Source organism: Limosilactobacillus urinaemulieris (genome assembly GCF_014838745.1).
Classification (GTDB): domain Bacteria; phylum Bacillota; class Bacilli; order Lactobacillales; family Lactobacillaceae; genus Limosilactobacillus; species Limosilactobacillus urinaemulieris.
This window is the reverse complement of the sequence record NZ_JABUXR010000002.1, coordinates 19,993-41,643: the sequence shown is the minus strand read 5'-3', so window position 1 is coordinate 41,643 and position 21,651 is coordinate 19,993. Positions and strand designations below refer to the sequence as shown.

24 protein-coding genes are annotated in these 21,651 nt (G+C 39.9%); 23 read left to right on the top strand and 1 reads right to left on the bottom strand.

Features of this window, described 5'->3' with window-relative positions:
• The 10 genes from HUK45_RS01090 to recN all read left to right on the top strand — a co-directional run bounded on the left by HUK45_RS01090 (position 1) and on the right by recN (position 8,114).
• A complete protein-coding gene (locus tag HUK45_RS01090; protein WP_191910704.1) occupies positions 1-681 on the top strand; it encodes a 2'-5' RNA ligase family protein in 681 nt (226 codons plus the stop codon).
• A 128-nt stretch (positions 682-809) separates the two neighbouring features.
• Complete coding sequence (locus tag HUK45_RS01085) at positions 810-1,250, top strand: Asp23/Gls24 family envelope stress response protein (protein ID WP_102168905.1); 441 nt, start codon at positions 810-812, stop codon at positions 1,248-1,250.
• Positions 1,250-1,660: a transcription antitermination factor NusB gene (gene nusB, locus HUK45_RS01080; protein ID WP_191910703.1), complete on the top strand. Its 411-nt coding sequence runs from the start codon at positions 1,250-1,252 to the stop codon at positions 1,658-1,660. The genes HUK45_RS01085 and nusB overlap by 1 nt, the downstream gene beginning before the upstream one ends.
• Positions 1,661-1,776: 116 nt before the next feature.
• Complete coding sequence (gene folD, locus HUK45_RS01075) at positions 1,777-2,634, top strand: bifunctional methylenetetrahydrofolate dehydrogenase/methenyltetrahydrofolate cyclohydrolase FolD (RefSeq protein ID WP_191910702.1); 858 nt, start codon at positions 1,777-1,779, stop codon at positions 2,632-2,634.
• Complete coding sequence (gene xseA / locus HUK45_RS01070) at positions 2,627-3,964, top strand: exodeoxyribonuclease VII large subunit (RefSeq protein ID WP_191910701.1); 1,338 nt, start codon at positions 2,627-2,629, stop codon at positions 3,962-3,964. The genes folD and xseA overlap by 8 nt, the downstream gene beginning before the upstream one ends.
• A gap of 1 nt (position 3,965) precedes the next feature.
• Positions 3,966-4,256, top strand: a complete 291-nt coding sequence (locus HUK45_RS01065; RefSeq protein ID WP_191910700.1) for an exodeoxyribonuclease VII small subunit — start codon at positions 3,966-3,968, stop codon at positions 4,254-4,256.
• Between the two features lies 1 nt (position 4,257).
• The gene (locus tag HUK45_RS01060) at positions 4,258-5,133 is read left to right on the top strand and encodes a polyprenyl synthetase family protein (RefSeq protein ID WP_413230815.1); all 876 of its coding nucleotides are present in this window, start codon (positions 4,258-4,260) and stop codon (positions 5,131-5,133) included.
• Positions 5,134-5,141: 8 nt separating this feature from the next.
• On the top strand, positions 5,142-5,963 hold the full coding sequence (locus HUK45_RS01055) for a TlyA family RNA methyltransferase (RefSeq protein WP_191910698.1): 822 nt from the start codon (positions 5,142-5,144) through the stop codon (positions 5,961-5,963).
• Between the two features lie 6 nt (positions 5,964-5,969).
• Positions 5,970-6,431: an arginine repressor gene (locus HUK45_RS01050; protein WP_191910848.1), complete on the top strand. Its 462-nt coding sequence runs from the start codon at positions 5,970-5,972 to the stop codon at positions 6,429-6,431.
• A complete protein-coding gene (gene recN / locus HUK45_RS01045) occupies positions 6,432-8,114 on the top strand; it encodes a DNA repair protein RecN (RefSeq protein ID WP_191910697.1) in 1,683 nt (560 codons plus the stop codon).
• A gap of 111 nt (positions 8,115-8,225) precedes the next feature.
• On the opposite strand, the gene HUK45_RS01040 is transcribed toward recN, so the two are convergent.
• The gene (locus HUK45_RS01040; protein WP_191910696.1) at positions 8,226-8,555 is read right to left on the bottom strand and encodes a hypothetical protein; all 330 of its coding nucleotides are present in this window, start codon (positions 8,553-8,555) and stop codon (positions 8,226-8,228) included.
• Between the two features lie 160 nt (positions 8,556-8,715).
• Here HUK45_RS01040 and gmk point away from each other — a divergent pair, with 160 nt between their 5' ends.
• From gmk to HUK45_RS00975, 13 genes are all read left to right on the top strand, one after another.
• Entirely contained in the window at positions 8,716-9,336 is a 621-nt protein-coding gene (gene gmk, locus HUK45_RS01035) for a guanylate kinase (protein ID WP_040531401.1), read from the top strand.
• Positions 9,333-9,551 (top strand): DNA-directed RNA polymerase subunit omega, encoded by a 219-nt coding sequence (rpoZ, locus tag HUK45_RS01030; protein ID WP_191910695.1) that lies wholly within the window; start codon positions 9,333-9,335, stop codon positions 9,549-9,551. Before gmk ends, rpoZ begins: the two co-directional genes overlap by 4 nt.
• Positions 9,552-9,716: 165 nt before the next feature.
• On the top strand, positions 9,717-10,919 hold the full coding sequence (coaBC, locus tag HUK45_RS01025) for a bifunctional phosphopantothenoylcysteine decarboxylase/phosphopantothenate--cysteine ligase CoaBC (protein WP_191910694.1): 1,203 nt from the start codon (positions 9,717-9,719) through the stop codon (positions 10,917-10,919).
• A 13-nt stretch (positions 10,920-10,932) separates the two neighbouring features.
• Positions 10,933-13,362, top strand: coding sequence for a primosomal protein N' (gene priA, locus HUK45_RS01020; protein WP_191910693.1), 2,430 nt, complete (start codon positions 10,933-10,935; stop codon positions 13,360-13,362).
• Positions 13,363-13,380: 18 nt separating this feature from the next.
• On the top strand, positions 13,381-14,334 hold the full coding sequence (gene fmt / locus HUK45_RS01015) for a methionyl-tRNA formyltransferase (RefSeq protein ID WP_191910692.1): 954 nt from the start codon (positions 13,381-13,383) through the stop codon (positions 14,332-14,334).
• Positions 14,324-15,676 carry a 16S rRNA (cytosine(967)-C(5))-methyltransferase RsmB gene (gene rsmB / locus HUK45_RS01010; RefSeq protein WP_413230814.1) on the top strand — a complete coding sequence of 451 codons (1,353 nt, stop codon included), beginning with the start codon at positions 14,324-14,326 and terminating at the stop codon, positions 15,674-15,676. The genes fmt and rsmB overlap by 11 nt, the downstream gene beginning before the upstream one ends.
• Before the next feature lie 18 nt (positions 15,677-15,694).
• Positions 15,695-16,435 carry a Stp1/IreP family PP2C-type Ser/Thr phosphatase gene (locus tag HUK45_RS01005; protein WP_191910690.1) on the top strand — a complete coding sequence of 247 codons (741 nt, stop codon included), beginning with the start codon at positions 15,695-15,697 and terminating at the stop codon, positions 16,433-16,435.
• A gap of 3 nt (positions 16,436-16,438) precedes the next feature.
• The gene (gene pknB, locus HUK45_RS01000; protein ID WP_191910689.1) at positions 16,439-18,340 is read left to right on the top strand and encodes a Stk1 family PASTA domain-containing Ser/Thr kinase; all 1,902 of its coding nucleotides are present in this window, start codon (positions 16,439-16,441) and stop codon (positions 18,338-18,340) included.
• An 11-nt stretch (positions 18,341-18,351) separates the two neighbouring features.
• Entirely contained in the window at positions 18,352-19,236 is an 885-nt protein-coding gene (rsgA, locus tag HUK45_RS00995; protein ID WP_191910688.1) for a ribosome small subunit-dependent GTPase A, read from the top strand.
• A gap of 12 nt (positions 19,237-19,248) precedes the next feature.
• Complete coding sequence (rpe, locus tag HUK45_RS00990; protein ID WP_191910687.1) at positions 19,249-19,902, top strand: ribulose-phosphate 3-epimerase; 654 nt, start codon at positions 19,249-19,251, stop codon at positions 19,900-19,902.
• Positions 19,903-20,087: 185 nt separating this feature from the next.
• Complete coding sequence (locus HUK45_RS00985) at positions 20,088-20,744, top strand: thiamine diphosphokinase (RefSeq protein ID WP_191910686.1); 657 nt, start codon at positions 20,088-20,090, stop codon at positions 20,742-20,744.
• 129 nt (positions 20,745-20,873) lie between these two features.
• Positions 20,874-21,059, top strand: coding sequence for a 50S ribosomal protein L28 (gene rpmB / locus HUK45_RS00980; RefSeq protein ID WP_191910685.1), 186 nt, complete (start codon positions 20,874-20,876; stop codon positions 21,057-21,059).
• Between the two features lie 207 nt (positions 21,060-21,266).
• Positions 21,267-21,629: an Asp23/Gls24 family envelope stress response protein gene (locus HUK45_RS00975; RefSeq protein WP_102169432.1), complete on the top strand. Its 363-nt coding sequence runs from the start codon at positions 21,267-21,269 to the stop codon at positions 21,627-21,629.
• Positions 21,630-21,651: the final 22 nt, after the last annotated feature.

Below are 21,651 nucleotides of genomic sequence, written 5' to 3'. Positions count from 1 at the left end.
ATGGATAAACTGAATCAACTTTATACTCAGATTGAACAGCAGGGGATTCAGGCGATTAGGACTCGCCAAGTACAGATTGATCCTAATTTGCAAAATTTAGAAGTCGATTCTCGGCAAGGGCTAACCCTCCTTGTTAAGTTACCGGCTCACGTTACCAGAAACATTAATTTTGTGCTAAACGAGCTTAAAAGACTTGAACCATTTCAGTATTATTACCCAGCTAATACTATCCATATTACTGTGATGGATATTCGGCGTGCCGTTTCTGACTTTCGTATGACCAAAGAAGAATTAATTAACTATCAACAAGTCATTCAGAAAACGATTGAGAATGTTAATGCAATTAATTGGCATATGGCAGGACTGATTTGTAGCCCGGGAGCAATTCTTGTTAAGGGATTTTATTCTTCAGAATTGCAACAACTTCGTAATGCTTTAAGGACAAACTTTCTTAAGAACGGACTAGTATTGGATGAACGTTACGTAACCTTTTCCGGTCATGCAACAGTTGCGAGATTTAAAAAGAATCTTATTCACCCGCAAGAATTTTTAAGTGAAATTAACAATTTTCATAATGTTGAATTCGGTGACTTCCAAACTAGTGAAGTTGATTTAGTAATTCATGATTGGTATAATCGTCGGTCACACTTAATAGAACGTTTCTCACTCAAAACCACTTGATTGGATTGTTGCTTTTTTCTAATAGATAGTGCAAAATAATACTGAGATACTTCGATGAAGATTATTGTAAAACCACTAAAATAATTAGTAGTTAATATACTGAAATACTATAAAATGGAGGACTTATAATGGCAGAAGATTCAAAGATCATCTTGAGCAGTGAAGATCAATCTCTCGGTACGATTGAAGTAGCACCTCGTGTTGTTGAGATTATTGCTGGCGTTGCTGCAAGTGAAATTGATGGTGTTTCAAAAATGTACGGTTCGCTTGCCAATAGTTTTGGTGAATTATTAGGACGGTCTGATCAGCGTCGTGGGGTTAAGTTAACTAGCCAAAATGATAATTTGACTATCGATATTGATGTTTATATTGATTATGGTGTTTCAGTTCCTAAGCTTGCTGCAAAGATTCAAGATCGGGTGAAACAACAAGTAACGTTAATGACAGATCTAAATGTTAGTGAGGTTAATATTCACGTTAAAGGAATTGTTCAAAAGAAGGAAGAACAAACAGTGGATCCGGATGATATTTTTGGAGAACACGAAGATGATAAGGCTGGTGAAAAGTAATGATGCCAAATCGACACGCAGTTCGTGAAGAAGCCTTTCAAATTTTATTTGCTAAGCAATCAAATCCAGATGCAACGTTAACTGATATTTATGAATCATTACCAAGCCATGCTGATAAGATTCCAGCATACTTGCAAACGTTAGTTGAAGGAGTTAGTGAACATCAAGAAAAACTTGATGAGCAAATTACGCAACTTTTAGCTAGTGGTTGGGAAATTAATCGTCTCGCCCAAACAGACTTGGTAATTTTGCGGTTGGCTTTATATGAAATTCAATTTGTAGATGAAGTACCAACTGTTGTAGCAATTAACGAGGCATTGGAATTAGCTAAAACATATAGTAATGATAAATCCCGTAAGTTTATCAATGGTGCATTAGGCAAGTTTGAGCGCCAATTAGAAAGTAACTAAATATTGGTTTAAGGGAGAGGATGCAGTAAAAATGCAAACTCTCTTTTGCTTTAAACTTCTTTTGGTATTGATATGGTAAAATATTTTTAGTTAAACTGGAAAAGGAGAATGGCAGAATGGCGATACTAATTGATGGTCGTGCCGTGGCAAAAGAAATTAACGAAAATACCGCAGAACGAGTAGCCCGTTTAGCTAATGATGGGATTATTCCCGGATTGGCAGTGATTTTAGTCGGTGAAGATCCGGCCAGTAAAATTTATACCCGAATGAAAGATCGGAAGGCAAAAAAATTAGGAATTCATTCTGTCCTTTCGGTCTATCCAGAAGATGTTCGTCAAGAAGAACTTTTGCATGATATTCGTCAATTTAATGAAGACGAGTTAATTAATGGGATTCTTATTCAGGAGCCGTTACCTGATCACCTAGATGGGAATGAACTCCTAAATACGATTGATCCGCGTAAAGATGTTGATGGATTCCATCCATTTAATGTTGGTCGTTTATATAATAATATTAAGGAGAACTACCCGGTTAGTTGTACGCCACGGGGCATCATGAGTCTTTTAAAGCATTACCAAGTGGATTTGGAAGGAGCCCATGCAGTCGTTGTTGGCAGGAGTATTCTTGTTGGTAAACCGATGGCAGCGTTACTTGAAAATGCTAATGCAACAGTTACGGTTGCTAATCGTTATACTAGAAACCTTAGTGAAATAACTAGACAAGCCGATGTCCTTGTTGTTGCGGCGGGAGTTAAGCACTTGATCACCGGTGAAATGGTCAAAAAGGGTGCAGCTGTAATTGACGTTGGCATCCATCGCTTAAAAGATAAGACATTAACGGGGGATGTTGATTTCGAGAGTGTTGCTCCTGTTGCCAAAATGATTACTCCTGTTCCAGGTGGTGTTGGTCCGATGACGATTGCAACGTTAATGGAACAAACCGTTGATCTTACGGAGTGGAGTCATAATGGATAGAAGTCAGTACTTAACAGTTAGTGAATTAACAAGTTACCTAAAACAAAAGTTTGATCGTGATCCTTACTTAAAAACCGTTTATTTAACCGGTGAGCTTTCAAACTTTCGACTCCGGCAGCGTCATCAATATTTTAGTATCAAAGATGAGAATGCGGTTATTGATGCTGTAATGTTTGAACGTCAATTTCGTCAGGTAAATTTTCGTCCTGAAACTGGGATGAAGATTTTGGTTGTTGGTCATATCGGTCTCTATGAAAAAAGCGGTCGATACCAGATTTATGTTGATCGAATGGAGCCGGACGGTCTTGGTGCCCTTTATCTCCAATTTGAACAGTTAAAAAAGAAATTAGGCGCTGAGGGACTCTTTGACCAAATCCCACGACCAATTCCTCAATTTCCGAAAAGAATTGCTGTTGTAACCAGTTTAGATGGTGCGGTAATTCGTGATATTAACACGACAGTTCGCCGCCGTTATCCAATCGCTCAGGTTGTTCTGTTCCCGACCGTTGTTCAGGGAGATAAGGCTGCTACTGATATTGCTCGTCAAATTAACCGGGCAAACCAGATGGGGAATTTTGACACAATGATTATTGGTCGTGGTGGTGGATCATTAGAAGATTTATGGCCCTTTAATGAAGAAATTGTTGCACGGGCAATTGCTGACAGTCATATTCCAGTGATTTCCTCAGTCGGTCACGAAACCGATACCACTATTGCTGATTTAGTAGCCGATCAGCGGGCAGCAACGCCAACTGCGGCGGCAGAATTAGCAACTCCAAATCGCCTTGCAGATGTTTTAATGACCATCCAGGATGATCAAGTTCGTTTAAATAGTACAATGAAAAAGCTGATTGATTTTGACCGAAAACAATTACAAAAGCAATTGCAAAGTTATATTTTTCAGCAACCAAGTAGGCTATACGAAAATTATGCTCAGAAGCTCGATCAATTAACTCAAACCTTAAAAAATGATGTTAGTAATCTTGTTAGGGATCGGTTAAACAGTGTTCAACAGCTGCAAGGAAGATTACAAATTAACTCACCTCAGCATACAATTGAACAGGCACAAGAAACGGTTACTCAACTTCAGAACCGGTTATTAAGTAGTGCTAAAAATAGTCAGCAACAGCGTCATCAGAAAGTAATGAGCCTGATTCAGCAATTAGATTCTTTAAGTCCATTGAAGATTATGGGACGTGGATATTCATACGTTACCTATCGTAATTCAGTTGTTAATACGGTTAAAGAATTAAAAAGTGGGCAGCAGGTAAGCCTTCATTTTAATGATGGAAAAGCAACGGCAAAGATCATTGGCACAAAGGAGAACTAAAATGACAGAGAAAAAAGCAACGTTTGAGGAACAATTAAGCCAACTTCAACAAATTGTTAGTCACTTGGAGCAGGGAAATGTTCCGTTGGAAGAGGCGCTTACTCAATATAAAGATGGGATTGAATTAGCGCGGGCACTCCAAAAGAAGTTAACCAGTGCTGAAAAAACATTAGGAAGTCTAATTGATGACGAAGGTAATGAAAAACAGTACGAAAAAGCAACAGATGATCCAAGTAATAATGGTGGTGGTAATCGTGGTTATGGTAGTGATGAAAAACCGCTAGAGGAGTAATCTGATGCTTGAACTGAAAGAATTAAAAGAACAAATTGATCAATTCTTGGCGCAGCAGATGCCTTCTGATATTGATCAGCTAACTCTGGCATTATCAATGGAATATTCTGTTAATGCTGGCGGGAAAAGGTTGCGTCCAGCATTAACATTGACGACTGTCCAGATATTTGGTGGAAAGCTTAACCAAGATGTAATGAAAGCCGCAACTGCAGTTGAATTACTTCATACATATTCATTAATTCATGACGATTTGCCAGCGATGGATAATGATGATCTGCGTCGTGGAAAACCAACTAACCATAAAAAATTTGGGGCAGGAATGGCAGCGCTTGCAGGTGATGGCCTGCTGACCATGGCATTTCAATGGTTAACGGATAATCAATTGTCAACGGAGACACAAGCAAAATTGACGCTGGCCCTTGCTAAGGCGGCCGGTCCTGCGGGAATGGTTGCCGGACAGGCTCGGGATATTGAAGGAGAACACCAAAATTTGACTCTTGAGCAATTGCGTTACCTTCATCGCCAAAAGACAGGAGATCTTTTAAGTTATGCTGTTTTAGCTGGTGGAATTATCACAAAACAGGATTCATCTACTCAGAAGCTTCTTACTAATTTTGGTGCCCAGTTTGGGCTGGCTTTCCAAATCTATGATGATTTAATGGACGTTGTCGGCACAGCAAAACAGATGGGAAAAGCTGTTCATAAAGATGCTGGAGAACATAAGAATACTTATCCAGGATTACTGGGTGTTCGAGGAGCAGAGGAACAACTCCATTTAGCATTGAAGCAGGCTAAGGAGAGTCAAAGAAAACTGACTGAGAAAACCGGCTATGATTTCAGTGCTTATGATCAGTTCCTAGCATATTTTAAATTGTGAGGGTAACGATGGAAAAACAACGTGTTGATATTTTACTAGTAAAACAAGGGCTTTTTGACTCTCGTGAACAAGCAAAGCGAGCTGTGATGGCTGGCGAAATTCTAGGGAAGAATAATGAACGTTTAGATAAACCAGGAGAAAAGATCCCGGTGACTACAACATTGCACATGAAGGGTCATAAGATGCCATATGTTAGTCGTGGTGGGCTAAAATTAGCCAAGGCATTAAAAGTCTTTGGGATTAGTGTTAAAGATAAGACTGTTTTAGATATTGGTTCTTCAACTGGTGGTTTTACTGATGTAATGTTACAAAATGGGGCAAAGCTAAGCTATGCACTCGATGTTGGAACAAATCAACTAGTGTGGCAGCTTCGTGAGGATCCACGAGTGGTTGTTATGGAACAAACTAATTTTCGGTACAGCAAGTTAGCTGATTTTGACCACGGGCAGCCTGAGTTTGCTTCAATTGATGTTTCGTTTATTTCTTTGCGTTTAATACTACCGCCGTTAGCAAAAATTCTTATTCCTGGTGGGGAAGTAGTGGCATTGATTAAGCCACAATTTGAAGCGGGAAAAGAAAAAGTAGGTAAACATGGAATCATTAAGGATCACGCTGTTCATCGGGAGGTCCTTAAAGATGTTCTTTCCTTTGCTCGGAAAGATGGTTTTGATATTCTTAATTTGGATTTCTCACCAATTAAGGGTGGTCAAGGAAATATTGAATTTCTTGTCCATTTAAAATTAACAGGACAACCTGGCAAAGTTGCAGAACAGGTTAATATTGATCAGGTATTGGCTCATGCTGATGAAGAACTTAACCATAAGGAGTGAAAAATGATGAGAAAGGTTGAGCGTCAACAATTAATTCGGGAAATTATTACTAAAAGTCAAATTGAACGGCAGGATGATTTAGTTGCTGCATTAATGGCTCGTGGTGCTCGCGCAACTCAGGCGACAATTTCACGTGATATTAAAGAATTGCAATTGGTTAAGGTCCCCTCCAATGATGGTGGGTACCGCTATGCACTGCCTGCACAAGGAAATATTGATAATCAAACCAGATTAAGTACCGAATTATCTAACAACATGCTTTCTTTAGAACGACAAACACAATTCCTGTCCATTGTTATGCGTCCGGGAAATGGACCAGTAATGGCAAGTTTGATTCGTCAGTTGGAAATTGATGATGTCTTTTCGGTAATTGGTGATGATGCTGGGGTCCTTGTTGTTTGTCGGTCAGCTGATGCGGCGGTTAATGTTGAAGAGATGTTTCAGAATCTGATAAATCAAGGTGACTAAATGTTACAAGAATTAACAATTGATAATTTAGCAATCATAAAGCATCTGTCGCTGGATTTCTCTGATCAAATGACTGTTCTAACGGGGGAAACCGGTGCCGGAAAGTCCATTATTATTGATGCCGTAGGATTGCTGGCAGGTGGTCGTGGTTCCCAAGAATATATTCGCCGTGGAGCCGACAAGTTATCTCTTCAAGGACAGTTTGCTCTTCCTCAAGATCCAGAGTTTGACCATTTGTTAGATTCGTTAGGAATTGATCATGAAGATGGCATTTTAATTATTTCACGCGAAATTTATCGTCGCGGGCGAAATGTTATCCGGGTTAATGGTCAATTAATTAATACCGCAACTTTACGCCAAATTGGTTCGCGATTGGTAGATATTCAGGGGCAAAATGAGCACCAGTTATTATTACAACCGGAGATGCATCTCGGAATGCTGGACCAATTTGCTCATAATGAGGTTCAAAAATTATTAACTCGCTACCAAAATGAATATCAAGATTATGTCAAATTAAAAGCAGCAGTTAGTAAAAAACAAAATAATGAACAGCAATGGGCTCAACGCTTAGATATGCTTCGCTACCAAGTTGACGAGATTGCGGAGGCTAACTTAAAAGCTGATGAGGAAGAGCAATTAACGAGTGAGCGGGATCGTTTAGAGCATTTTCAGCAGATTAATAATGCGCTTCAACAGGCAGTAACGGTGTTCAATGGTGGTGATCAAGGAGCAGTTCTTGATCAAATTGCAACCGTTATGAATTCAATTAACGAAATTGCAGAATTTGATGGCGCATATGATTCACTGAGTAAATCATTGAATGATGCTTACTATGCTCTCCAAGATGTTGCCACAGAAGCTAGTCAGCAATTAGACTTATTGGAGTTTGATGACAACCGTCTTAGTGAGATTGACCAGCGATTAACCATGATTGGCGATTTAGAGCATAAGTATGGTGATAGTGTTAAGGACGTTCTTGATTACTATGATCAAATTAAGCAAGAACTGGATTCAATGGAAGAAGCTGCGGATTCAAACAGCGATTTAGAGGAACGCCTGTCAACCGCTGAAGAAAAATTAATTAAGACCGGTCAACAGCTAAGTCAGGTTCGCCAACAGGCAGCACACCGGTTAACTAAACTAGTTCACCAGCAGTTAAAGGAACTTTATATGGATAAGGCGTTTTTTGAAGTTCATTTTGCAAAACAGTCACGAGTTCACTTTACTCCAACCGGAATTGATGAGGTTGAATTTTATATTCAGACTAATCCTGGAGAAACAATGGGGCCGTTAGCACGGATTGCTTCTGGTGGTGAACTTTCGCGAGTGATGCTTGCCCTTAAAACAATCTTCGCGCAAAATGAAGGTGTGACAAGTATTATCTTTGATGAGGTGGATACTGGAGTTAGCGGTCGTGTTGCTCAAGCAATTGCGGATAAAATTAAGGTAATTGCAAATAAGTCGCAGGTCCTTTGTATTACTCACCTGCCACAGGTTGCCGCGGTAGCTCAACACCACTTTTTAATTCAGAAACACGTTAAAGATGAGCGGACAACCACAATGGTGACAATTCTTAGTGATAAAGAACGGGTTAATGAATTAGCACGAATGTTGTCGGGTGAAAAGGTAACCAAATTGACCAAAGAACATGCGGAAGAATTGTTAAAGATGGCACAAAATTAGGTAACACAGATAGTAAATAATTTTAGTTAGAGAACAAAAAGAACGAGATCAGGGAATTTATGTTTTTCCTGACCTCGTTCTTTTACTCGCTTACTATTAATTTGGAAGAAATTAAAAATTTGCGATATAACGAATTTGATTAAAATTAACTACGTAACTTACGTTTTGGTTTTGGATAAGGTACCGTTTGCTATCTAATTTCTTAACAGTGCCACGAACGTTAACAGGGTAGCCATCGTTGTTAACGGGCATTAATTGAATCAACACCCGCAAACCGTTACTGATAGTTTTATTGAGAAAAGAAAGTCGTTGCTTTGCTGGTTGGGGAGTTAATAATTTAATTGGCTCTTCGTGAAACGAAAAGTCATTATTCAGTAACCGTTGTAATTTACCATTAATGATAGTTGATGCTGATTTAAATAAAGATTGTTCCATTTGCATTTCACACATCTCCGAACGTTTGTTTGTAGTTATAGTATACGAACGGATGTTCAAAAATGCAAGTGCCAATTTAGAAAAAATGACAATTTCACTAGTTGATTTTATCGTTTATTTAGTGCATTATAGTAATAATACGTTATATTTGAATAGGAGAATTAGCATGGCAAAAAGGGGAATGTTAATTGTACTTTCTGGTCCTTCAGGTGTAGGTAAGGGTACTGTACGTAAAGCAATTTTTGATTCTAATGATAATGACTTTCAATATTCTATTTCGATGACAACACGACAACCACGGCCTGGCGAAAAAAACGGGGTTGATTACTACTTTGTTTCAAAAGAAGAATTTGAACACGAAATTCAAACGGGTGGAATGCTTGAATATGCAAAGTATGTTGACAACTATTATGGAACCCCATTAAAATATGTTAATGAGACCTTAGATTCGGGGAAGGATGTTTTCCTTGAAATCGAAGTTAACGGTGCAATGCAGGTTCGTTCAAAATGTCCAGATGGTGTCTTTATTTTCTTGACGCCGCCTGATTTGGATGAGCTGAAGCAACGATTAATTCACCGTGGTACTGATAGTATGGATGTTATTAACAAGCGAATTCGAAAGGCTTTTGATGAGATTCGAATGATGCAAAATTATGACTATGCGGTTGTTAATGATAAGGTACCAAATGCTGTTGCTAAAATTAAGGACATTATTCGTACGGAACGGCTCCGGGTTAATCGAGTAATGCCACGTTATCTTGAAATGTTAGGAGATTCAGCACAATGATTCTTTTTCCATCAGTTGATGAATTGTTAAAACGGATTGATTCGCGGTATTCTTTAGTAATGCTTGCAAGTAAGCGGACACATGAATTGGAACGTGGATCTGCACCACTTCTTGATCACTACTACTCAAGTAAGCCGGTTGGAAAGGCTCTAGAAGAAATTGAAGCCGACAAGGTAACAATTGATCCAGATCACTTTGAAGACTTACAAGACTAACTATTAAGTGGGCGCTATTATACAGAGGCATTCGTAATTTCTGAATGATTAATTCACCGGGGTTACGAATGCTTTTTTCTATTAAATAATTATTGTGGAAGTCACGGAAAAGCTAAGTGAGAATGATATAATCAAATTTGGAGTTAAACGATTGGAGGGTGCTAGATGGCAAAAATAGCGGTATATATGACAGGAGGAATTGCTCTTTATAAGGGAATTGAGGTAATTCGTTCTTTAGAAAGGGATGGACATCAGGTTCGCGTGGCGATGACTGAGTCCGCAACTAAACTAGTAACTCCTTCAACGTTACATGCACTAACACACCATCCCGTACTGACATCCCTATGGAATGATAATAATTCCCCGGTCCCTCACATTGAGCTTGCAGACTGGTCAGATTATGCAATCGTGTTACCAGCAACTGCTAATATTATTGGTAAAATGGCGCACGGAATTGCTGATGATGCAGTATCAACATCCATTTTAGCTACGGCAGTTCCTAAAATTGTTGTTCCAGCAATGAATACCAACATGTGGAATAATCCCGCTGTTCAGCGGAACGTGGCTCAACTAAGGCAAGATGGGGTGACGGTTCTTGAACCAGCAGTTGGAATGCTTGCTGAAGGCTACCGAGGGAAAGGACGCTTACCGGAACCTTCTGAAATCATTAGTCAGTTACGGTCGATAATTAACGGTTCAATTCGTGGAAGCCTTCTTGGGAAAAAAGTATTAATTACTGCCGGTGGAACTCGCGAACCAATTGATCCTGTTCGTTTTATAGGTAATCGCTCTTCGGGAAAAATGGGGATTGCCATTGCTAAAGCAGCCGCAGATGCAGGTGCTACTGTTGAATTGGTTCTTGGTCAAATTTCAGTTCCTCAACCAGTAAACCCACGAATTAATATTTATCGGGTTGAAAGTACGGAGGAAATGCAGGCAAAAGTGACGGAGCTCTTTCCTGCAGCTGACATTTTAATTATGGCAGCTGCAGTTGCTGATTTTCGCCCGGCACAAGTTGCTAACCAAAAGATAAAGAAGCAGGATGATCAAGAACGGTTGGGGCTTCAGTTAGTAAAAACGACGGATATTTTAAAGACTGTTGCGGAAAAGAAGCGGACAGATCAGCTCGTAGTCGGTTTTGCTGCGGAAACCACAGATCTAGTACAAAATGCTAATAGTAAGTTAAGGAGGAAGAATGCTGATATAATCATTGCTAACAGTGTTGCTGGGGATAATGGAGCATTTGGCAGTGATTTAAATCAAGTAACAATTCTTCAATTAGGTACTGAGCCGGTTCAATGGTCAAAAATGACAAAAATAGAAGTGGCAATCAAACTAATTCAGTTACTTGCTACCAAGATAAAGTAAGGTGAGTGAGAGTGTGGCACAGTTAGCACAGGTAATTGTTGATGTTCCTACAATGCAAACGAATCGACCCTATACATACCAAGTGCCAACTCGGCTCGAAAATCAGGTCCAATTAGGGATGCGGGTAGTCGTCCCGTTTGGCAATGGTAAGCGGCAGGTACAAGGGTTTATTGTTGGTCTTGATCAACCAACGAGGTATAACGGTCAATTAAAGGCAATTGATGCCCTAATGGATTTGCAACCGGTAATTGGGGATGAATTATTAAGTCTCAGCAAATGGCTTGCTGATCGGACATATGCTTTTTGGATTTCCAGTATTTATACAATGTTACCCAACATGTTAAAAGCTAAGTCAACACGAGTCGTTAAAATTATTGATGAGGTGGATGAACAGATTGCTTTTGATGTTTTTCATGGTAAAGATGAACTGGATTTTGCAACGGTTCAATCTAATCCTCAGATAGTTAGTTTGCTACTCAAACTGCAAAGGCAGGGGAAGGTCCGCTTTGAATATGTAGTGGCAGATAAAGCAAAAGCCAAAACAACGGTAGGAATTCGCCCCCAACTAAGTTTTGAGGAACTTGAGGAAGCACGAACATCCCTTCATGCTAATGCTCATGCACAGAACCGCTTGCTTTCTTATTTACAAAGTATTATTGGTAAAACAGTTAAACAGGTGGATGCTGAAAAGATTAGCGGATTAAAAGCAGCAACTTTTAATACCGGTGTTCAAAAGGGATGGTTGACAAAGGTCCCGATTGAAGTTTATCGAACACCGCTTGGACAAGAACCCTTGCCAGATGATCACCACCTTGCCAAGCCGTTAACTTTGAACGATGAACAGCAAGCAGCTGCCAATGAGATTGAACAGGCAATTGACGATTCCCGTAGTCGTGTTTTTCTTCTTGAAGGAGTGACGGGTAGTGGGAAAACCGAGGTTTATCTTCAGTCGATTGCTAAAGCACTCCAAAATCATAAAACAGCTCTAATGCTTGTTCCAGAAATTTCATTGACTCCTCAAATTGTGAACCGGGTTCGTCATCGTTTTGGTTCAAAGGTTGCGGTCCTCCATAGTGGCCTTTCCGCTGGGGAACGTTTTGATGAGTGGCGACGGATTAATCGTGGAGAAGCTCAGGTTGTGGTTGGCGCTCGATCAGCGATATTTGCTCCCTTAACTAATATTGGTGTGATTATTTTAGATGAGGAACATGAATCAAGCTATAAACAAGATGAGGCTCCTCGCTATCATGCTCGTGAAGTTGCAAAGTGGCGGGGAAAGTATAATAATGCCCCCGTTGTTCTTGGCTCTGCTACCCCAAGTTTAGAAAGTCGGGCACGGGCAATGAAGGGTGTTTATCAACTCCTTCAATTAAAACATCGGGTAAATAAACGACCCTTACCACCCATTAAAGTGGTGGATATGCGTCCTGAAATTAAGGAACGCGGCGAGAGTAACTTTTCTCGGGAGCTTTTAACTAAGTTAACTGATCGTTTGGCAAAAAATGAACAGAGTATTTTAATGCTTAATCGAAGAGGCTTTTCATCGTTTATGATGTGTCGTGATTGTGGGGAAGTCCTTAAGTGCCCAAACTGTGATATTTCTCTGACTTTGCATATGGATAGTCACACGATGAAGTGTCATTATTGTGGTCATGAGGAGCCAATCCCCCGCTTTTGTCCTCATTGTGGTAGTCGTGAGATTCGCTACTATGGAACAGGAACGGAAAAGGTTGAGCGGGAACTGGCTGGTTTAATTCCTCAAGCGCGCGTTATTCGGATGGACGTTGATACTACCAGACGAAAAGGAATGCACGAAAAACTGTTACGACAATTTGGTCAGCACAAAGCTGATATCCTCTTGGGGACCCAGATGATTGCTAAGGGACTTGATTTTCCTAATGTTACCTTAGTGGGAGTGCTTAACGCAGATACAGGATTAGGACTTCCCGATTTTCGGTCAAGTGAGCGAACCTTTGACTTGCTAAGTCAGGTTAGTGGACGTGCTGGCCGAGCCGATAAGAAGGGGGAAGTAATAATTCAAACCTATAATCCTGACCACTATGCTATCCGATTTGCCCAAAGAAATGATTATGAAGGATTTTTTAAGCGTGAGATGGCACTGCGCCACCAAGCTAGCTATCCTCCGTATTACTTTACTGTTCGGTTAATGGCGAGTCATGAAGATGAAGCAATTGCCGCACGTGCAATGGCGCAAATTAAAGAGCAGTTAACTAAGAGTCTGATGCCCTCAACAATTATTCTTGGACCGACACCACGGGCAATTGCGCGAATGAAACGGCGATATTACTACCAAATTGTAATTAAATATAAGCAGGATCAACATTTGCATCCACTCTTGCAAAAAATTCTTCAAGAAACACAGAGTAAGGGGAAAAATGATGTTCAAATTTCAATTGATCCTGATCCACAATACTTTATGTAATGAAAGGATGATTTACTTATGTCAACATCAATCGTATTTATGGGAACCCCAGAATTTGCGGTTCCAATTCTTCAAAGTCTTATTGACGCACCTGAGTATGATGTTAAAGCTGTTTTAACCCAACCTGACCATCGTGTTGGCCGTAAACGTGTTTTAACGCCGTCTCCAGTGAAAAAACTTGCAGTAGAAAACCACATTAAGGTTTTACAACCAACTAAGCTTAGTGGCAGTCAAGAGATGGCAGAAATTATCGAACTGCATCCTGATTTGCTGATTACTGCTGCCTATGGTCAGTTCTTACCAACAAAGTTATTAGACGCTGCACAGATCGCTGCAATTAATGTCCATGGTTCACTATTGCCTAAGTATCGTGGTGGTGCTCCAGTTCAATATTCCATTATCAATGGTGACCAGGAGACAGGGATTACAATTATGTATATGGTTAAGAAAATGGATGCTGGTGATATGATTTCTCAGCGGGCTATTCCAATTGAATCTAATGATGATAATGGAACAATGTTTAAGAAATTAAGTATCCTTGGTCGAGATCTCCTATTAGATACACTACCTGACTTGATTAGTGGGAACGTCAAACCACAAAAACAAGATCCAGAAAAGGTAACCTTTTCACCAAATATTTCAAGTGAACAAGAAAAAATTGATTATACAATGTTAGCACAGCAAATTGACGATAAGGTTCGCGGATTGCGTCCTGCACCAATTGGCAATATGAAGATTGATGGGTTACGAACTAAGATTTATGATGTGACACCATTAACCGAAAAAACCGAATTGGAACCGGGTAAGGTTGTTCGGGTCGACAAACACCATTTAGTTATTGCTGCTGGTAATGGGACTACATATCAAATTAATGAGTTGAAACCTGCTGGTAAGCAAAAGATGGATATTACGGCTTACTTAAATGGTCACCAAAACATTAAGGAAGGGATGCAAGTGGTAACTGATGACTAAATTCACCCCACAAAATGCGCGGGAATTATCTTTTGCTTCTTTAGAGCGAGTTCGTAAAACAAAGGCATATTCTAATCTTCAAGTAGACGAGACGCTTCGTCGACATGATCTAAGCCCTGCAGACCAGCGATTGGTAACGACAATTGTCTATGGAACTCTTCAGCATCAGCTTACTTTGGAATATTGGCTAAAATCTTTAACACAAGGTAAACGGTTGGATCCATGGGTTGAAACGCTTTTATTAACAGCGCTTTACCAATATAATTATTTAGATCGTGTTCCTGATTGGGCAGTAACTGATGAAACAATCAAAATTGCTAAGCGTCGTGGAAATCCGGGAATTAGAAAGTTTGTTACGGGAGTCCTTCATTCTGCATTACGGCAAGGAACTCCTGATCTCTCGATGATTAAGCCAACTGCAAAACGATTATCAATTGAGGCAAGCGTTCCACAATGGTTAGTTGAAAAATTTATTGAAGAAAATGGCGAACAGACAACGAAAAAAATTCTGCAAGCAATTAATGAGCCTGCTCATGTTTCCATTCGGGTTAATACTAAAAAGAGCAATCTGGAAGCAGTAAAACAGCAGTTATTAGATGAAGGTATTGAGACGACTGAAAGTCAAGTTGCCACCAATGCTCTAGTTGTGACATCAGGTAATATTGTTAACTCTCCATTACTGAGGGATGGAGTTATTACGATTCAGGATGAAAGTGCCATGCTAGCGGTTGAAAGTATGGATCTTCATCCACAATTTAAGGTACTTGATGCATGTGCAGCACCAGGTGGTAAAACTGTTCAAATTGCTGAACAGCTTTCACCTGCCCAAGATGGTCAAGTTGTTGCCTTAGATATTCACCAACACAAGGTTCGTCTAATTGAGAGAAATGCTCAACGAATGGGGGTCGAAAGCGTTGTTAAACCGTTAGCGCTTGATGCCCGAAAGATTAACGACAAATTTGCTGATGAGGAATTTGACCGAATTTTAGTTGATGCTCCGTGCAGTGGAATTGGCTTATTACGACGTAAACCAGAAATTCGTTATACAAAAACTGCTCATGACAGTCAACAATTACATCAAATTCAATTAGCAATTTTAAATGCTGTTGCCCCAAAAGTGAAAAAAGGCGGTATAATTATTTTTAGCACGTGCACAATTTTAACTGAAGAAAATGAACATACAGTTCAAGAATTTCTTCAAGCACATCCAGCTTTCACACTGGAGCGAACAGTAACAAAGCGTGCTCTTAAGGACGATCGAGATTCGGCAACTTTAACAATTCTGCCGAGTGATTACGGTTCCGATGGCTTCTTTATTAGTTGCCTTAAGCGAAATCTGTAGAAGGGAAAAGCATTATTTATGAAAGTTGCTTATCAAACAGATATTGGTCATCAAAGAAAGGAAAATCAGGATCGGGTAGCCAAATTCACTGCCCCTGATGGGACTCTTTTGGTGGTCGTTGCCGATGGAATCGGCGGTAGTAGAAGTGGCGATGTTGCTGCCCAAATTACTGTTGATCATCTTGGTCGTCAATTCCAAGCGGCCTCACCAAACTCATCATTGGAAGCAATCCGGTGGTTCGCACGTGAGGTCCAATTAATCAATGACGAAATCTTACAAAAATCAAAAGAAAACCCAAAATATCAGGGGATGGGTACTACATTAGTTGCTGCGATTATTTTTGATCAGGCAATGGTAGTTGCTAATATCGGTGATAGTCGGGGATATGTCCTCCATGATAACTTGTTGACACAGGTAACAATCGACCATTCATTAGTTAATGAGCTGGTCAAGCATGGTGACATTACAGAAGAAGAAGCTCGTAATTATCCACAAAATAATATTATTACTCGTGCTATTGGTGTATCAGCTGATGCTAGAATTGAAGTTAATCGCTTTGACTTGGGTGCTGGTGACCAAATTTTGCTATGTTCTGACGGTTTATCAAAGATGATTACTCGAGAACAGATGATGGGGGTACTCGAATCAGATCTTTCATTAACAAAGAAGTGCTCGCAATTAGTGAAAATGGCAAACGAGGCTGGTGGGCCTGATAATATCACTGTCCTGATTGGGTTAGCAGAAGACCAGGAGGGGTAGTAAATGAATCCTGGATATAAGATCGGTAAACGATACAGGATTATTCGCACGCTTGGTGAAGGCGGAATGGCGAATGTTTATTTAGCATATGATGAAGTGCTCGATCGTAAAGTTTCGGTTAAGCTTCTTCGCTTAGATTTACGTGATGACCCAAACACTCAACGTCGCTTTGAACGAGAAGCAATGGCAGCGACACAATTAAATGATCCTCACATTGTTGGCGTTTATGATATTGGTGAGGATCATGGAATGCAGTTTATGGTAATGCAGTATGTTGAAGGGACGGACTTAAAAGCTTATATTAAGAAAAATTTCCCAATACCATTGCCACAAGTGGTCGACATTATGGAACAAGTTTTGTCTGCCGTTCAAACTGCCCATGATCATGGGATTATTCACCGTGATTTAAAACCACAAAATATTTTAATTGATAAAAATAAAAACATTAAAATCACTGATTTTGGAATAGCGGTTGCTGCGTATCAGGACTCATTAACCCAAACGAATACGTTGATGGGTTCTGTTCATTATCTTTCTCCTGAACAGGCACGGGGAAGTATTGCAACCAAGCAATCTGACATCTATTCTTTAGGGATTATTCTTTATGAATTGTTAACCGGAAAGGTTCCGTTTGAGGGGGAAACAGCCGTCTCAATTGCCTTAAAGCATTTTAAGGAAAATATCCCGTCAGTTCGTGAATTTAATAATGATATCCCGCAAGCATTAGAAAATGTTGTTATCAAAGCGACCGCTAAGGATCCGAGTGATCGTTATAAATCAGCAGCAGCGATGGCAGCAGATTTGAAAACATCTTTGGATCCGGCAAGAAAAAATGAACCGCGATTGGAATTTAATGCAGATGATGACGGTGAAACTAAGGTAATTGAATTGCCAAGTCATCATGAAAAGCAGCCACAACAAGATGTCAAGAAGCAGCCACAGAAAAAGCACGAAAATGTTTGGCACCACTATAAAAAGTATATTTGGTCAGGAATTGTAATAGTGGTTTTAATTGTAGCTAGCTTTGGTGGTTGGTGGTTTTTCGGCCGGAGTGTAGTGACGCCTGATGTTGATGGACAAAGTGCGGTAAAGGCAGAACAAACGTTACATAAGCATAATCTGCGAGTTGGCAACATTACACGGGTATATAATTCAAGTATTCCCAAGAATCATGTAGTTAGCAGCTCACCAAACGGAAGTGACAAGACACGGGTTAATAGTTATGTTAATCTCAAGATTAGCCAGGGTGTTAAACAAATGACAATGGCTGATTATGTTGGCTCAGATTATAGTGAAGTTGCAAGCAACCTTCGCGCTAAGGGATTTCGGGTTGAACAGGTCAAGGTTCATTCAGAGACAGTTGATCCTGGACAAATCATGAAACAAAATTATGCAAAAGGGAAGACTGTTGCTACGGCATCTCATACCATTCGTTTTAAAGTCAGTGCGGGCAAGACGCAGATTAAGATTCCTGACTTTAAGAATCAAGATGTTAGTGTTGTCCAAAAATTTGCCAATGAACACCACCTACAGTTAACGACCCAAGAAAAAACATCTAAGACGGTGGCGACAAACCACGTAATTGCACAGACACCTAAGGCTGGTTCGACTTTAAGTCGTGATGATACGTTAACGGTGACTGTTGCAAACTCAGGGAATGAAACTAAGACTACTAATATCCAGATCAATATTCCATTTGATGGTAATGGTGGTCAACGTGAAAATCGTGTTCAAGTCTATATTAAGGATGCTCAGCATAATTTAACCATGCAGTATCAAGATATTACGATTAACCAGGAAACAACAATTAATGTTCCATTTACCCTTCGACAAGGTGAAATGGGTGCTTACCGGGTTGTTCGCAATGGACGAACGATTATGAGTGCGACTAATATTACCGCTTAAGGAGGATAAAGGTGAAACAGGGAATAATACAACAATCTTTAAGTGGCTTTTATGATATTTTGACTGATGGTGAAATTCACCGAACAAGGGCACGGGGGAATTTTCGTGCTCGGAAAATTAAACCAATTGTTGGTGATCGAGTTGAATTTGAGAATGGCTACCTTCTTCGTGTTTTACCACGAAAAAACGAATTAGTTCGTCCGCCAGTAGCTAATGTTGATATTGCTGTTGTAGTAACGGCAGCTAAGAAGCCAACATTTTCGACTAATTTGTTAGATCGACAATTGATTGCTCTTGAAGCGCAAAAAATTATTCCGGTAATTTACTTTTCGAAAACGGATCTCCTTGATGATGATGAATATACAAGGCTGGGAGAAATCGTTGCCGGTTACAGAAAAATTGGCTATCAGGTATTTTTTAGCCGGGAATCATTTGCTGAAGATCAGTTGTATCAATTAAAAGAACTTTTAAAAGGTCAAATCGTTACAATGATGGGGCAAACAGGTGCAGGGAAATCAACACTCTTAAACCATCTTGCACCGGGCTTAGACTTAGCAACTGGTGAAATTTCAACGGCATTAAAGCGTGGACGGCACACAACACGAAAGGTTAGTTTACTAAATGTTGCAGGTGCCTGGATTGCGGACACTCCTGGCTTTTCATCGTATGAAACTTTTGATATGACCGTTGAAGAATTGCCAAATTTCTTTCCGGAAATGAAAGAGTTAGCGCCTAATTGTAAATTTCGGGGATGTCTTCACCTAAAAGAACCTCAATGCGCGGTTAAAGATGCAGTAAAAAATGGTATAATCATGAAAAGTCGGTATGATGATTATGTTCAATTTCATAACCTAATTGCTAACCAAAAACCTGATTATGGTAAGAATAAGAAATGAGGGATTGATAAAATGATTAAAGTAGCACCTTCGATTCTCAGTGCTGATTATGTTAACTTGCAACAGAATATTGAAAAAGTAGATAAGGCGGGTGCCGAATATCTTCACATTGATGTGATGGATGGTTCATTCGTACCAAGTATTTCTTATGGTCCAGGATTTGTAAAGGCAATTCGCCCAATTACGAAGATGGTTCTTGATTGTCACTTAATGGTTCAAAATCCTGAACACATTTTACCTGCATTTATTGATGCTGGTGCTGATATCATTGGTGTTCAAGTTGAGGCTACTCAGCATATTCATCGGGCACTCCAAATTATAAAAAATGGTGGGGTAAAGGCAGAAGTAGTTATTAATCCTGGCACACCAGTTGCCATGATTGAACCAGTTCTTCACATGGTTGACCAAGTATTAGTGATGACCGTTAACCCCGGCTTTGGTGGTCAAAAGTTTCTTCCTGAAACCGTAGAAAAGATTGCCCAACTTAATCAAATTAAGAAGAATAAGGGTTATGACTTTGACATCGAAGTTGATGGTGGTGTTAACAATCAAACCGTTGTGGACTGCTATAAGGCTGGAGCAACCGTTGCTGTTGCCGGCTCATATGTATACAACGTCGCTGATCCTGCTAAGCGGATTCAGGCGTTAAGGGATGCAACTAAATAATTAGTAGAAAAGGGAGCGTGACAGAAGTCATTTATGACTTCGTTTTCACGCCCCCGCGAGCGCAAATAGGATTCCAGAGTTCGGTTATACTGGACACTGGAACCCATTTGCGTACCGCGCTGTTCGTATTTGAACTTGGTAAAAGTACTTATGTCACAGTCCCTTTTCTTTATAAGGAGAAATGAATGCGGGTAAATATTATGGTGGGTGGACCTGACTCATTAATTCCACTATCAGAAGTCCATGCACGGCAAAACGAAAAATGGGTAGGCGTTGACATTGGTGCAACTCGCTTGCTCAATGAAGGAATAACACCAGCAGTTGCTGTTGGGGATTTTGATTCAACGGATGATCAACAATTTAAGCGGGTGAAAAGGGCAATTAATGACATTCACCTTTTTCCTCCTGTAAAAGACTATACTGATACGCAGCTTGGTGTGAAAAATGCAATCGAGCTTTATAATCCGGATCAAATTACGATATTTGGCGCGACTGGAGGGCGGCTAGACCAATATTTGAGTAACCTGTTTTTACCGTTAGAAAGGGAATTTAAGGGTTACTTAGAAAAAATTCAACTTATAGATAAGCAAAACATTGTTGATTATTATTTACCGGGAAAATATGCGATCAAGGCTGAGGCAGGTTTTAAGTACCTTGCGTTTGTTAATTTAACGCCAGTAACCGGATTAACGCTGGTTGACGAAAAATACCCGCTAACTAACTGGAACTCGTCAATTCCCTTTTGCTGGTCAAGTAATGAGTTCAATGGTGAGGTAAACCATTTCAGCTTCCAATCAGGGATTGTGGCGGTGATTAAGTCACGTGACTTAACAATTAAGTAGCCTGTCAAGGAAAATTACTTGAAAGAAAACTGTTGCATTGTTACTCAGCCTATGGTAAATTGTTTAAGTGAGTTATAGCGCAGATGCGTAAAACGAAAAAACATAGATGAGAAGAGGAGGGTACCACCAATGGCTAAAGATTTTATCAACGGTAAACGGACACGCTTTGGTAACAAGCGTTCTCACGCCCTTAACTCAAGTCGTCGTAGCTGGAAGCCTAACTTGCAAAAGGTAACCATTTTGGTTAACGGCAAGCCTAAGAAGGTTTACATTTCAGCACGTACACTGAAGTCCGGTAAAGTGACTCGGGTTTAATTAAATCAGAAAATATGGTCGTTCAGTGATGAGCGACTTATTTTTTATTTTAAAAATAGTATATGCCATTAACCATTATTAGTAGACGACTTTTTTCATTCCGTCTGCTATGGTATTATTAATATGAGTTTTTAACAGGATGATTGCTAACCGATGCTCGTCTTATATTAATGGAGCATTGGTTGACCAATATAAGGAGGCCATATGATGGCGGTTAAAATTAAAACACAATCTGGAATGATCGATATCAACAATGACGTAATTTCAGCAGTTGTTGGTGGTGCTGCTACTGATAACTATGGTGTAGTTGGAATGGCATCACGTAATCCACTTCGTGATGGTGTTAACCAAATCTTGCGTCGCGAAAACTTTAGTCGTGGTGTTGTTGTTCGTCAACAAGATAACGGTGTTGCCATTGATGTGAATATCATCGTCGGTTATGGTACTAAGATCTCAGAAGTTTCAAAGAGTGTTCAATCAAAGGTAAAATATAACCTTGAATCGATGCTTGGCATTACGGCAAACTCAGTTAATGTTTGTGTTCAAGGTGTTCGCTCACTTGATGATTAATTTGCGTTACTAGGAGGAAAGA